Source organism: Bacteroides cutis (genome assembly GCF_900241005.1).
Taxonomy (GTDB): Bacteria; Bacteroidota; Bacteroidia; order Bacteroidales; family Bacteroidaceae; genus Bacteroides; species Bacteroides cutis.
Genome location: NZ_OEST01000001.1, coordinates 422,915 through 435,749 on the forward strand (window position 1 = coordinate 422,915; position 12,835 = coordinate 435,749).

13 protein-coding genes are annotated in these 12,835 nt (G+C 44.8%); 1 reads left to right on the top strand and 12 read right to left on the bottom strand.

The window, feature by feature from the left end; translation table 11 throughout:
* Positions 1 to 5: 5 nt before the first annotated feature.
* The 6 genes from C1A09_RS01655 to metK all read right to left on the bottom strand — a co-directional run bounded on the left by C1A09_RS01655 (position 6) and on the right by metK (position 7,057).
* Positions 6 to 2,855 carry an RHS repeat protein gene (locus C1A09_RS01655; RefSeq protein ID WP_101541997.1) on the bottom strand — a complete coding sequence of 950 codons (2,850 nt, stop codon included), beginning with the start codon at positions 2,853 to 2,855 and terminating at the stop codon, positions 6 to 8.
* Positions 2,856 to 2,971: 116 nt separating this feature from the next.
* On the bottom strand, positions 2,972 to 3,070 hold the full coding sequence (locus C1A09_RS16265) for a smalltalk protein (RefSeq protein WP_158557801.1): 99 nt from the start codon (positions 3,068 to 3,070) through the stop codon (positions 2,972 to 2,974).
* Between the two features lie 272 nt (positions 3,071 to 3,342).
* Complete coding sequence (locus tag C1A09_RS01660) at positions 3,343 to 3,834, bottom strand: HU family DNA-binding protein (protein WP_101541998.1); 492 nt, start codon at positions 3,832 to 3,834, stop codon at positions 3,343 to 3,345.
* Between the two features lie 149 nt (positions 3,835 to 3,983).
* Positions 3,984 to 4,961, bottom strand: coding sequence for a DUF4373 domain-containing protein (locus tag C1A09_RS01665; RefSeq protein WP_101541999.1), 978 nt, complete (start codon positions 4,959 to 4,961; stop codon positions 3,984 to 3,986).
* 20 nt (positions 4,962 to 4,981) lie between these two features.
* The gene (locus C1A09_RS01670; protein ID WP_101542000.1) at positions 4,982 to 5,296 is read right to left on the bottom strand and encodes a hypothetical protein; all 315 of its coding nucleotides are present in this window, start codon (positions 5,294 to 5,296) and stop codon (positions 4,982 to 4,984) included.
* A 468-nt stretch (positions 5,297 to 5,764) separates the two neighbouring features.
* The gene (gene metK / locus C1A09_RS01675) at positions 5,765 to 7,057 is read right to left on the bottom strand and encodes a methionine adenosyltransferase (RefSeq protein ID WP_101542001.1); all 1,293 of its coding nucleotides are present in this window, start codon (positions 7,055 to 7,057) and stop codon (positions 5,765 to 5,767) included.
* A gap of 268 nt (positions 7,058 to 7,325) precedes the next feature.
* Here metK and C1A09_RS01680 point away from each other — a divergent pair, with 268 nt between their 5' ends.
* The gene (locus C1A09_RS01680) at positions 7,326 to 8,363 is read left to right on the top strand and encodes an endonuclease/exonuclease/phosphatase family protein (protein WP_101542419.1); all 1,038 of its coding nucleotides are present in this window, start codon (positions 7,326 to 7,328) and stop codon (positions 8,361 to 8,363) included.
* Between the two features lie 43 nt (positions 8,364 to 8,406).
* Here C1A09_RS01680 and folK read toward each other — a convergent pair whose 3' ends face one another.
* The 6 genes from folK to C1A09_RS01710 all read right to left on the bottom strand — a co-directional run bounded on the left by folK (position 8,407) and on the right by C1A09_RS01710 (position 12,819).
* Positions 8,407 to 8,880 (bottom strand): 2-amino-4-hydroxy-6-hydroxymethyldihydropteridine diphosphokinase, encoded by a 474-nt coding sequence (folK, locus tag C1A09_RS01685; RefSeq protein ID WP_101542002.1) that lies wholly within the window; start codon positions 8,878 to 8,880, stop codon positions 8,407 to 8,409.
* A 12-nt stretch (positions 8,881 to 8,892) separates the two neighbouring features.
* Complete coding sequence (queA, locus tag C1A09_RS01690; RefSeq protein WP_101542003.1) at positions 8,893 to 9,951, bottom strand: tRNA preQ1(34) S-adenosylmethionine ribosyltransferase-isomerase QueA; 1,059 nt, start codon at positions 9,949 to 9,951, stop codon at positions 8,893 to 8,895.
* A gap of 74 nt (positions 9,952 to 10,025) precedes the next feature.
* Complete coding sequence (gene truB, locus C1A09_RS01695; protein WP_101542004.1) at positions 10,026 to 10,736, bottom strand: tRNA pseudouridine(55) synthase TruB; 711 nt, start codon at positions 10,734 to 10,736, stop codon at positions 10,026 to 10,028.
* A 64-nt stretch (positions 10,737 to 10,800) separates the two neighbouring features.
* Complete coding sequence (locus C1A09_RS01700) at positions 10,801 to 11,604, bottom strand: undecaprenyl-diphosphate phosphatase (protein ID WP_101542005.1); 804 nt, start codon at positions 11,602 to 11,604, stop codon at positions 10,801 to 10,803.
* A gap of 44 nt (positions 11,605 to 11,648) precedes the next feature.
* On the bottom strand, positions 11,649 to 11,891 hold the full coding sequence (locus C1A09_RS01705) for a DUF3098 domain-containing protein (protein WP_101542006.1): 243 nt from the start codon (positions 11,889 to 11,891) through the stop codon (positions 11,649 to 11,651).
* A gap of 52 nt (positions 11,892 to 11,943) precedes the next feature.
* Positions 11,944 to 12,819, bottom strand: a complete 876-nt coding sequence (locus C1A09_RS01710; RefSeq protein WP_101542007.1) for a cell division protein FtsX — start codon at positions 12,817 to 12,819, stop codon at positions 11,944 to 11,946.
* Positions 12,820 to 12,835 lie beyond the last annotated feature (16 nt).

The window sequence follows — 12,835 nt, forward strand, 5'->3', positions numbered from 1 at the left end:
TATTTTTAGGGTTTGTAATGATATTCATATTGTTCCATGATTTTATTGTCATTGTCTTTCACCTCTATAAGTCGGCCTTGCGCATCATAGACATAGAATGTTATTGTCCCGTTAGGAGCGGTAATACTATCAATGCCTGTCAAGGGAACGTAAGTGTAAGTGGTAACCAGTACATTCTTGTTGGAAAGTGTGCTGCGCAGAGACTTTAGCGAGGATTTGATGGATGTTTCATTCTTGTTACCAGCCAATGCATTGATGAAACTTTCTCCCAGCCAGTTTTTCACTTCACCGTAAGTGGCTCCTTCTATTTTCGCTACGGGATACGTTTTGTTGTATCCCCATAACCAGACTGTTTTGAGCCGGCTTTGAGTCGCTCCCAGTAAATTACCTCTACTATCATAGTCTTGATAAGTAATACGTTCTTCTTCTGTTCCACTCCCTTTCTTATAGAACTCCTTTTCGGGCAACAGCAAATTATTTCCATAATTCCTGAACTGAACTATTTTCCTGTAAAGTTCCGTATCTCCTTTTTTACGTAAGTAAACCAATGGTTGGCTGATGTGGTTCGTACTTCGCAGCAGGTCAACCGTCACCCGTTGTCCGGAAGTCATCAAGGTACTTATCTCCGTATCCCATGGATAGTAAAAATAATCCGTATAAGTTTCTCCTCTGCTGTCGGTCCGCGAACTGTACCGTAAAGGAGCATATCTATTGTCCTGATATTCATAATCGAACGATTGGACAGTTACTATCGAATCATTTTCTTCGTAGCGAGTCGTTTTTTTGTTGCGCATTACACAATCACGGAGGTTGATATAATAAATTCCTACATAATATGCAGCAGTCCGGGCCATAGGATGCGACGGCATCAAGTCACCGTTACCTGAACAATCCGTATAATGCCGGGCAGTAGTCACATTCTTTATGGGTTCTCCCCCGTTTATTATTCCTATCAGAGTATGACTGTATTCTTCTTTTTCAACCGGAATGTAAATAGAACCCTCTTTCCGGTAAGAAATCCTCCGGGTGAGCCGTGCGCCTTTCTGAGCCAAATTATTATAAGACTGCATATAGAAAGGTGAAAAATCTCTGCCAGACCCATCATAGACACTCATTGTACTGGAATTATTGGTTGTGTAATCAAAATTGTAGGTTGTCTTCAACTCTCCTTCATATTCGGTTACCTCCTTGTACCAGACATTTGGATTATAGGTAGGGCAGGCCAGGCAACGGGCTGTTCCACAAACAATCAGCTGACGGTATGCAGGAGTTTCAGTGGTGGTACCCAGCGCGCTGTCAAAACAAGACTGTTCGTTTACAAACATGTCCGGTAAGGGAACCTGAGGAGCAATACCCTTCCCGTCTTCATTGACCCCATATTTATAGGTACGTACCACTTGAGGTGCCCCGTTTTCCGCACAGCTGACGGTCCTCTTCACTCTCAACCCACCACCTTCAGAGAGTTCATCGCCATGAGGATTCATAATGGCAAATGTATTATATGACTTTATAGTAGCAAACCGGTGAGGTTCGTACTCTATCTCCATATATCCCCTTGTCGGATAGGTTATCTTTTTCAGCATGAAGTTCTGCATGGCCAATGAATCAATCCGGCGGTCGGCACCATCAATAGGATACATCAAGCTGTTATGTGTATCATACACTCTTATCTTAAAATTCGGTACAAGAGTACTATTGAGCTTACCATTATAATATCCCCAGTAATCTTGCGAACGGGTATCCATATATTCGCCTCCGTAATATTCAAAATTATAGATACCTTCACCACTGACATACAATGTATTCAGAGTTCTGTAATCCTCATATTCCAGACGACATTCTTTCCTGATCACCCCATCGGGATCTTTCACCTTCAACCCGGTGAGCAGAGTACACGAAGGGTATTTGTAATTGATAAAACTGATTGTCTGATTAGGCATTCTCACTTCTTTCAACAAATAAAGTCCCTGACTTGTAGAGTTATTATAAGCTTCCTGCCAAAAAGTCCGGTATCCGGGTCCCGGCATACCCGGTTCTTCTGTAGATTCAAAAAAATAGTCCTGTATAACAAAGCAATCTCCCAAAATTTCTTCCGACTCAAACGTTCCAAAGACTTTCTCCCAACTGATGGTAATCTTATTGGAAGTATCCCCCGGCAATATGACCTCATACAACATCCACGCCGTAGGATATCCTACCTGGGTATCTTTCTCTATATACTGTCCGCCAAACTTATAGATGATTCCCCGGTCATCGGTAACGGAAAATTCCGTCAAATTTTTATATTGATCAAATACCGGTGTAATTTTTAACGGTGAATTAGCTGCCAGTACCTTCCAGGATGTTCCATCCTTTTCCAATAGAAACGTATTGTTCCGGTCGGGAAGATGTATTGAAAAAACATCATGACTAGCATCCTTATCATAGTCCCGGGAATCCAGTTTCCATAAATATTCGTAAGTGAAGTTATTGGTACGTACCTCCCATGTACTTTGTTCATCGGCTTTTCCAATGATATTACGAGTAATACGTAAACCCGGACTCAACATCCACCCATACCCTAACGGGAAATGCGGGTCAGTTACCTTTATACCGTTACCATGATACTTCAGTTCGAAAGGTATGCTGAAACCCGGAGTTTCCGCCGTATACAGAAGGATGGAAATGTCCATAGCTCCCGTCGATAAATCAGGCTTATGCATCAAATATTGCGGATAAATCCGTGAAATAGGGGAAGGTTGTATCTGTTCCCTCAAACGCGGGTAGTATATCACGTCTTCCTGTGCGTGACCTTGAATGCTGTATAAGGTCACCATCATTAGCAAAATAGTTTTTAAAGTTTGTATAGTCTTCATGTTTTAACCGTGTTGATAATTAGTGAAACTGTTTGTTATCTCAGTAATCGGGAGAGCAGTACGGAGCTCCTTTTGCATACTGCCCCCGACATTCGTCTTTTATGTCCTACATTGTATTACAATACATTTGTAGCGTGCACTCCCAGCGCCCCGGCCAAAGCCGACACAGCTGCTATAACCACTTTCAGGATAACATCCCAAACGGATTTTTTCATTGCCATAGTTTTACACCTCCTTTCGAATAGTTTAGTTCAGTCTTAGTTTGTTTTGAGTAAAGCTCCCGTTCATTTTCAAGGCAAAGGAGGGGCTAAAGAAGAGATAACCCCTCCTTTGCGATGCTTGTGATGAATGTTTTTGTGAATTGAGAATAGAGTTTCTGCAGAAACTTTTGTCGTGTTGCGTTGCGCTTTATTCCACTCTTTTACGTTTTGTCGTACTTCGTCGCGCCTTTTTGTGTTTTATCGCTTGTCCGGCCATCCCGCTACAATCAGCCCAACGGGTTTTCGTTCTGGTCTTCACCGTTTCCTCCCGGGGTGTTTCCACCTTCGCCACCGTTTCCTGAACCCGGAACGGCATCCAGACGGACACACTTCACACCCGTCACCATAGAACGGGTGGCAACCGTACGGTTCAGGTTACGGGTGACTGCAGGCTGGAAGCGTACAGTAATGGTGGCTTGCGTGGCAGAAACTTCTCCGTCCGTAGGCACACCTTTCCCCGTGGACTTCATCGCCATGCGGAAAGTGCCAAAACCGTCCAGGGTGACGCTTTCCGAGGCTTGCAGGTGGGTGGTGAGTACCTTTATCAAGTTGTCGATGGTGTTCTTCGTGTCACCGGGGGTGAGCGAACAATATTCTGATATTTCCTTCGCAATCTGCGCGGTGCTGACGTTGCCTGTCAATACCACACGAGGATAGAATAATTTTTTTCCTTCTTTGTTTTCTAATACGGATTGAAATCCTTTGTAAATTACTGGCATAATAGTAAGTTTTTAACTTGTTAATAAAATAGTTTTGTTTTTGTGTCTTAAGCTTAATCACAATGCAAATATAAGACTTGCATAGTACATGATAAAATTAAAAGTACCGTTTTTGTTCACGAAATGTGTTTACCATAATAACTGATCATTTACCGGCTCCTGCACAGACTCAACAGATACTTCCCCGGTTGGCATATCTTCCCGTGGCTGGTACGTAATGCTTCAAATCCTCGCCACATGGGATGTCCGATGGCTCCGAAGTTACTTTTCAGGATGATGGCGTACTGTTCACGGATGGGAATTTCAAACTGGCGCAGATTATACTTCAATCCGTCGAAATTACGCTTCACGCCATCCCGAGGAGGTTGCAGACGGTCTATGTCGCCGGTTGTCCACTCTTTGTGCATCGAAAAATTTCCCTTTTCCTCCTTTGCCTCCGCAGGCTGTCCGCAGCCTGCGTCTTGAGTTCCTCCGGTTTCGGGGGAACTATTGAGGAGGGGGTATTCTTTGCTATCCTGTGCTATGCTATGCTGTGCTATGCTATGTGTACCGGATGTAACATTTCGGGACGTTAATGTTACATTTTGAGGTGTTAATAAAAGGTTTTCACCTTGCATGGACGGGATGTCTTCCTGTGCGGACAAATTCTCTTCCTGCGCCACGGAATTCTCTTTTTGTGCAGAACGGTTTTCCGTTTGTCCCGCTGTCTTGCCGTCTTCTTCCTCTGTCTCTCCCTCCGCTTCCGTCAACCGGTAGTCCGCCTCTATGGCAGAACTCTTTCGGCGTTTCGTACTGAAAAGATACTGGTTCTGTATTTCAGCGGAAGTCAGTATGCCGTATTTTTTGAAAAGTTCCGTATCGAAAATGCCGTACTCCACCGCAAGGGCCAGGATGCGGTGAACGTCCTGGGCACTCTGCTGGTAGAGACAGGCGGAGAGGTCTTCGTAGAAAAGGTTGTCGGCGTGGACGTAGTAACCCTCACCGGCATAGATATACGACAGTGTGCCTATCAGGATGGAGAGAGCACCGTCTCCTTCGCGCTTCATGATACGGCGCACAACGCGGTCGTGTATGAAGTCTGTACTCATGGGGAAGTAGTCCAGTCCCCGTTTTTTGATTCGTGCCATGTGCTTGTATGTGGTCAGATTTAATATTCGTGCAGATAATCGGCTTCACGCAGTTTCCTGCCTTTGCGTGCGGTGTTTTCCCTTATCACCCGGAGAGCATGCCTGATGAGTGACAGGCGTTGTGCGCCGTCCGTGATATCCGTTATCACGGGATAATCGCGTTTACCGTTTTCAATGTGTGACTTCCGGTAGCGGGTACGGTTCATTTCCTTGCGGCACGCGATGCAATAACAGTCGGGGCGTCCCGTATCCCGTCTCATGTAAAAGGCTTCTACAGGCAGTTCCCGATGGCAACGTCCACAGTAGCAGGTTGTTTTGGTAATATTCTGTTCCATGATATGTATGTTTTTCAAGTTCGTTTGGATGAAGTGAGGTGTCTATAGTTCCCTTCCGCAGGAACTATAGATCCTACGTGTGGCATCTATATATCCCTCATGACAGGTCTATAGTTCCATCACGATACATCTATAGTTTCCTCATTTTATAATTCTCGGTTTCGATAATTTTCATTATAGAAACCAACTGTATATTTCTATCACGGCAAAGATAATTTGATTTACAAATATAAAACAAATTGTATTGCCGATATTTTTAAAAAAAGTTTCATCCAAGGTGGTAAGTATTTCAAGCACAGACTAAGAGTAAAGAAGACACGATGATGTAGAGAAGAAAAAAAAGAAGCTGCCTCCTTCATACCTGAATACGGTAGACAGAAAGGCAGCTTTCTATATAAATAGCTTGTAAAGCTATGCTGATTACTATTTTAACGGAGAATGAAAATAAATTGTCGATAATGGAAATTATCAAAGACCAAATGCGGCTTTCACTTTATCAACGTAATCCAGTTTCTCCCAGGTAAAGAGTTCAACCTCTATCGCCTTGTCGCCCTCATAGCGTGATTTAAAATGCTTGACGATGGTCTGCGGTTCACGTCCCATATGTCCGTAAGCGGCAGTTTCCTGATAAATCGGGTTACGGAGTTTCAGACGATCCTCAATGGCCTTCGGACGCAGGTCGAACAGTTCATCAATCTTCTTGGCGATTTCACCGTCGCTCATGTTTACATGGCTACGGCCGTAAGTGTCTACGAAAATATTGATGGGACGCGCCACACCGATGGCGTATGACACCTGTACCAACATTTCGTCTGCCACACCGGCAGCCACCAGGTTCTTGGCTATGTGGCGGGCAGCGTATGCGGCCGAGCGGTCCACTTTCGAAGGATCTTTCCCCGAGAAAGCGCCACCGCCATGGGCACCCTTGCCACCATAAGTATCTACGATAATCTTGCGTCCGGTCAGTCCGGTATCTCCGTGAGGGCCACCGATTACAAACTTACCGGTAGGGTTTACATGATATTTGATGTGGTCGTTGAACAAAGCCAATACCTTTTCGGCATGGATGGAAGCAATGACGCGAGGCATTAAAATCCCGATCACATCCTTGCGGATAACGGCAAGCATTTCCTCGTCAGCCTTCAGCTGCGCGGCTTCACTGTCATCGGCAGGCTGAACGAAATCATCGTGCTGGGTAGAAACCACGATGGTATCGATACGGACAGGCATGCCGTTGTCATCATATTCGATGGTTACCTGGCTCTTTGCATCAGGACGAAGATAAGTCATCTGTTTGCCTTCGCGACGGATATCGGCCAGCACCTGCAAGATGCGGTGGGCAAGGTCGAGCGAAAGCGGCATATAATTTTCCGTTTCATTCGTGGCGTAACCAAACATCATGCCTTGGTCTCCGGCACCCTGTTCCATGGGGTCTTGGCGCTCTACACCCCGGTTGATGTCCGGACTCTGTTCGTGAATGGCAGAAAGTACGCCGCACGAATTACTCTCGAACATATACTCGCCTTTGGTATAGCCGATTTTCTGAATTACTTCGCGTGCGATAAGTTGGAGGTCTACGTACGCTTTGGTTTTCACTTCTCCAGCCAGCACCACCTGTCCGGTAGTAACCAGAGTTTCGCAAGCTACTTTCGAACTGGGGTCGTAAGCCAACAGTTTGTCAAGCACAGCGTCCGATATTTGATCGGCCACTTTGTCGGGGTGTCCTTCTGACACCGATTCGGATGTGAATAAGTATCCCATTTCATTTAAAAATTTAAAATGAATAATCAAAAACGGAAGATGGGGCGAAGATTTATCAATGAGTAGGCATGCAAGTCGCGATACAACGGGGCACCGTCAGAAAAGGATGTGTTTTAGCATTTTTTTCTGTGGTTGCAAGCTACTCAAATCTTTCCACATTTTCGTTTTCGGATACAAAGATAGAGAGTTTTTTCTTTATATGTATCACCAACGAGAGAGATTAACACAGATTTATTATCTTTGTACGAACCTAATTCTAAATATCATGATAAGAAAATTATTTATTGTATGCCTGCTTTTGTTGGCATCCACCCTCGGAAGAAGCCAGGAAAAGAAGGAATTTACCGTTTTGCAATGGAACATCTGGCAAGAAGGGACGCAAGTGCCCGGAGGATACGATGCCATTGTGGAGGAAATTGTCCGCCTGAAACCGGATTTTGTAACTTTCAGTGAAGTGAGAAATTACCGCAATACCCGCTTTTGCGACCGCATTGTACAATCGTTGAAATCCAAAGGGGAAACTTATTACTCTTTTTATAGTTACGACAGTGGCCTGCTGAGCCGCCACCCCATCACCGATTCTCTGACCGTGTATCCCGAAAAGGACGACCACGGAAGCATTTACAAAATGACAAGTACCATAAACGGACATAAGATAGCTGTCTACACGGCCCATCTGGACTATCTGAACGACGCATATTATAATGTAAGGGGTTACGACGGTTCCACCTGGAAAGAAATTCCCATCCCGCAAACCGTCCGTGAGGTTCTGGAAGTGAATGACGCTTCACTGCGCGATGATGCCATCAAAGATTTCATTGCAGCCGCCCGTAAAGATATTGAAGAAGGCGCTATCGTCATCCTGGGCGGTGATTTCAATGAACCTTCCCACCTGGACTGGATACGTGAGACAAAAGATTTGTACGACCACAACGGACTGATTATCCCGTGGACCGTTCCCTTGATGCTGGATAACAGCGGGTTTATCGATACATACCGCACACTGTATCCTGACGTATTGAATTATCCCGGATTTACTTTTCCCGCAGACAACCCGCTCATTCCGGTCAAGAAGCTGACCTGGGCACCTAAGTCGGACGAACGTGACCGGATAGACTACGTGTTCTACTATCCCCATCCCGCCATCCGGCTGAAGAAAGCCGTGATTTTCGGTCCACAGGGAAGTATCGTCCGCAACCGACGGGTGGAGGAAACCTCCAAAGACAAGTTCTTATTGCCCAAAGGAGTCTGGCCTACCGACCACAAAGGGCTGCTTGTGACTTTCGGGATAAAAGAAAAGAAATAAAGGGAATTTTACACGAATTATGGGGAACGCATAAATCTTAAAGCTACGCTTTGTCTTTGATCAACGTCTGAAATAACTCCCTCATCTTCTTTTTCAACATCGGGTGTACCAATTCGGGGGCAATCTCTGCCAAAGGTTCCATCACGAAACGGCGTTCCTGCATCAATGGATGGGGAAGTTTCAATTCGGGCGTATCGAGTACCCGGTCTTCATAGAGAAGCAAATCTATATCTATCAGCCGGTCATTGTATATGCCGTTGACTGATTTATGGGCGCGGCCTATCTCCCGCTCTATTTCTTGTGTAAGATGAAGCACGGATAATGGTGAAAGAGAGGTCTCTACACATACTGCCGCATTCAAGAACATATTCTCTGAGGAAAATCCCCAAGGGGCAGTAGCATAAAAAGCGGACAGGGAAACCACTTTCCCTATCCGCTCTTCTATTTTCTGCACGGCAAGACGGAGGTTTCGCTCCTTATCGCCGAGATTGGTTCCTAAACTGAAATAAACTTTCATTAAAATGAAAATTTATCTATCCGTAATCAACATGGCGTCACCATACGTGCCGAAACGGTAGTTTTCTTTCAAGGCTACATTATAGGCCTCCATCACCTGGTCGTAACCGCCAAAAGCTGCTACAATCATCAGAAGCGTGCTGAGTGGCATGTGGAAGTTGGATACCATGGCGTTGGCAACAGTAAAGTCATACGGCGGGAAGATGAACTTATTGGTCCAACCTTCATATTCTTTCAGATGACCGTCTGTGCTGACAGTACTCTCAATGGCACGCATCACGGTAGTACCTACGGCACAAACCTGCCTGTTCATATCCTTTGCACGGTTCACAATCTTTACGGCTTCTCCGGTCACCAACATCTGTTCGGAGTCGGTCTTATGCTTGGTAAGGTCTTCCACATCGATATCACGGAAGTTACCCAAACCGGCATGCAGGGTGATATATGCAAAATCAATTCCTTTGATTTCCATACGCTTCATCAATTCACGGCTAAAGTGCAGGCTGGCAGTAGGAGCAGTAACCGCACCTTCATTACGTGCAAATATAGATTGAAAACGGTCGGAGTCTTCAGGCTCTACAGGGCGGTTGATGATACTGTGGGGTAGCGGAGTTTCACCCAAAGCATACAGTGCCTTCTTGAACTCATCGTGCGGCCCGTCATAAAGGAAACGGAGCGTACGGCCACGGGAAGTAGTGTTGTCGATTACTTCGGCCACCATGGAGTCATCGTCACCAAAATAGAGTTTGTTACCGATACGGATTTTACGGGCAGGGTCTACCAGTACGTCCCACAAACGCAACTCTTCATTCAACTCACGCAACAAGAATACTTCAATACGGGCACCGGTTTTTTCCTTGTTACCATAAAGGCGCGCGGGAAACACCTTCGTGTCATTGAAGATAAACACATCCTTGTCATCGAAATACTCCAGGATGTCCTTGAACATCCGGTGTTCAATCTCACCTGTCTTTCTGTGAAGCACCATCAGGCGCGACTCGTCTCTGTACTTCGTTGGGTGCAAAGCTATCTTCTCTTCGGGAAGCTTAAATTTAAATTGCGACAGTTTCATATCTATTTAATGTGCTAATGTGCTGATATGCCAATGTGCCAATGATACATAAAGCAACAGCACGTGTTAATAATTTAATTTTCTATTCCTTCTGTTTCCACTTCCTGGGCATCTATCCACTCTTTGAAATCAAGCGGATTGAGACAATCTTCTATGCGGATATCACCTACACGGGTACGCTCCAACGCCGTGAGATGGGCGCCGCTTTGCAACGCCTCACCGATATCCCGCGCCAAAGCACGGATATAAGTACCTTTGCTGCAAACAACCCTCACTTTGATTTCCGGCAGATTACATTCCAATAATTCTATCTCGTCTATCACCAATAATTTGGGTTTCAGCTCCACTTCCTCCCCTTTACGGGCAAGGTCGTAAGCACGTTTGCCATTCACCATACAAGCTGAAAAAGCAGGAGGTACCTGTTGTATCTCACCCACAAACTTTTTCAAGGTTTCTTCTACCAACTCCCGGGTAATGTGCTCCGTAGGATAGGTAGCATCTACCGCATGTTCCAGGTCGTAGGAAGGGGTCGTTGCACCCAACCGGATAGTAGCGACATACTCCTTTGTATGATACTGAAACTCTTCTATCCTCTTCGTCGCCTTGCCTGTGCAGACAATCATCACTCCCGTGGCAAGCGGGTCGAGCGTGCCGGCATGGCCAACTTTCAACTTCTTCACTCCCATTCGCCGGCAAATGTGATAGCGGGCATGCCCTACCACCTTGAACGAGGTCCACCCCAGCGGTTTATTGAAATAGATTACTTCGCCTTCTTTAAAATTCAATGTATGTACGATTTAACGATTTACAATTTACGATTAATATTATTCCCGATATGCTTCAACAACTTCAGTTTCCCCCTAAAGACACTATCAGCGTCAGCACACCGGCTATCGCACAATAAATGGCAAAGTATATCAGTTTTCCTTTCTTCACAATATTAATCATCCACTTACAAGCCAGACAACCCGAAACGAAAGCGGCCAGGAAACCTATCAACAGCGATAACGCCGGAATATCCCCTGCAATAGCCTCACCTTTCATCAGTTTCATTCCATCAAGCAGTGCTTCACCCAAAATGGGAGGCATCACCATCAAGAAAGAAAATTGCGCCAACTTTGCCTTATTATCGCCCAACAATAAACCTGTAGCAATGGTACTACCCGAACGGGAAAGTCCCGGAAGCACTGCACAAGCTTGCGCCAAACCAATAATGAAGGCATCTTTCATAGATATATTTTCTTTTTGTTTCGGTTTATAATAATAAGAGAAAGTCAACAAAAGAGCTGTCAACAATAAACAGCATCCTACAATAAGCAATCCCGAACCGAAAACAGCTTCCACCTGGTCTTTAAAAAACACACCTACAATACCGATAGGGATCATAGATATCAGGATATTTATGACATAACGGGTCCCGTCATTCATCTGCCACTTGAACAATCCACGGAAAATCCATTCGATTTCTTTCCAGAGCACCACCAACGTACTGAATACCGTAGCTACATGTACCACCACTGTAAAAGCCAGATTTTCCTCTCCCTCTATACCGAACAAAGCAGAACCAATGGCAAGATGCCCGCTACTGCTGACCGGCAGGTATTCTGTCAATCCCTGAATAAGCCCAAGGATAAGCGCTTCAAACCAATCCATTTATAATTATTTACGATTTGATTATGTACAATTTATGATTAAAGTTACTTTACCTTGTCTTCCTTTTCACGCGGTTTGCGAAGCACAGCATATATCATAAACACGAAACCCAGCAGACAAACCACCGGAGCTACTTTAATACGTCTCACACTGAAAATATCCGGCTCAAAGGTCGTCGGGGTAGACGAAGGCCCGGTCATCAGAATAAAACCGATGATTACCACTGCCATGCCGATGGCAAGGAGGATAAAGTTGGTCTTATCAAAAGCGAATTTCTTTTTATCCATCTGTTTATTTACGATTTAACGATTTACTATTTACGATTCAGATTACTTCAACTTAAATATAGTAAAGTGAACTTGCTTTCATCTTCAAATATTTGTTGATGGAAAGTAGCGCACACAACCACGTGATAATTACACCGAACACCAATACGGAAACAGACACCATTACCATCACATCAGGAGTAATCACCCTTATCAGCTCAGGCTCGTAGGAAACCAGCCAATAAGCAGTTCCCCATAATATGGCATCTGCAATGACAGCCGCCAAAACACCAATCCAAAAATTACGACGCAGGAATGGACGGCGGATAAAACTCCAACTCGCACCTACCAGCTTCATTGTATGAATGAGGAAGCGCTTGGAATAAATAGTCAATCGTATGGTATTGTTTATCAGCGCAAAAGAAATCAGCGTCAGTATCACTGCCAATCCCAGCAACATCAGGCTGATGTTACGGATATTGTCATTTACCGCATCTATCAGGTCTTTCTGGTAAAGTATCTCCTGGATATTGGTATTCCTCTTTATCAACTTTTCTATCTTGGCGATACTGTCCGAATTGGCGTAGTCGGAATGCAGTTTTATCTCTATGGACGCCGTGAAGGGATTATAACCAAGGAACTCTTGCGGGTCTGTCCCCATTGCTTCAGTCTGTTCACGAAGCGCCTGTTTCTTTGAAATATATTCCGTCTCTTTTACAAAAGCTTCCTTATTCAGTTTCTTCTGCAATTTCAGGATATCGCTCTCCTTCATGTCATCGCTGATGAGAACGGAGAAACTGATATTCTCTTTCACGTAAACGGAAAGATTATGAGCGCCCAACACGAAGAATACAACTAACCCCAACAACAGTAACACCAACGTCGTACTGATGCTGGACGTTATGAACTGCATATCAAAGTAGGATACTGAATTATGTTTAGACTTCATGATGTTAACTACAAAT

Bases quoted from the DNA above. Each gene is read 5' to 3' on its own strand.
- C1A09_RS01670 (WP_101542000.1), bottom strand. From the start codon at position 5,296: ATGGAACAGAATATTACCAAAACAACCTGCTACTGTGGACGTTGCCAT.
- queA (WP_101542003.1), bottom strand. From the start codon at position 9,951: ATGAAACTGTCGCAATTTAAATTTAAGCTTCCCGAAGAGAAGATAGCT.
- C1A09_RS01660 (WP_101541998.1), bottom strand. From the start codon at position 3,834: ATGCCAGTAATTTACAAAGGATTTCAATCCGTATTAGAAAACAAAGAA.
- metK (WP_101542001.1), bottom strand. From the start codon at position 7,057: ATGGGATACTTATTCACATCCGAATCGGTGTCAGAAGGACACCCCGAC.
- C1A09_RS16265 (WP_158557801.1), bottom strand. From the start codon at position 3,070: ATGAAAAAATCCGTTTGGGATGTTATCCTGAAAGTGGTTATAGCAGCT.
- C1A09_RS01655 (WP_101541997.1), bottom strand. From the start codon at position 2,855: ATGAAGACTATACAAACTTTAAAAACTATTTTGCTAATGATGGTGACC.
- C1A09_RS01665 (WP_101541999.1), bottom strand. From the start codon at position 4,961: ATGGCACGAATCAAAAAACGGGGACTGGACTACTTCCCCATGAGTACA.
- C1A09_RS01710 (WP_101542007.1), bottom strand. From the start codon at position 12,819: ATGAAGTCTAAACATAATTCAGTATCCTACTTTGATATGCAGTTCATA.
- C1A09_RS01705 (WP_101542006.1), bottom strand. From the start codon at position 11,891: ATGGATAAAAAGAAATTCGCTTTTGATAAGACCAACTTTATCCTCCTT.
- C1A09_RS01700 (WP_101542005.1), bottom strand. From the start codon at position 11,604: ATGGATTGGTTTGAAGCGCTTATCCTTGGGCTTATTCAGGGATTGACA.
- folK (WP_101542002.1), bottom strand. From the start codon at position 8,880: ATGAAAGTTTATTTCAGTTTAGGAACCAATCTCGGCGATAAGGAGCGA.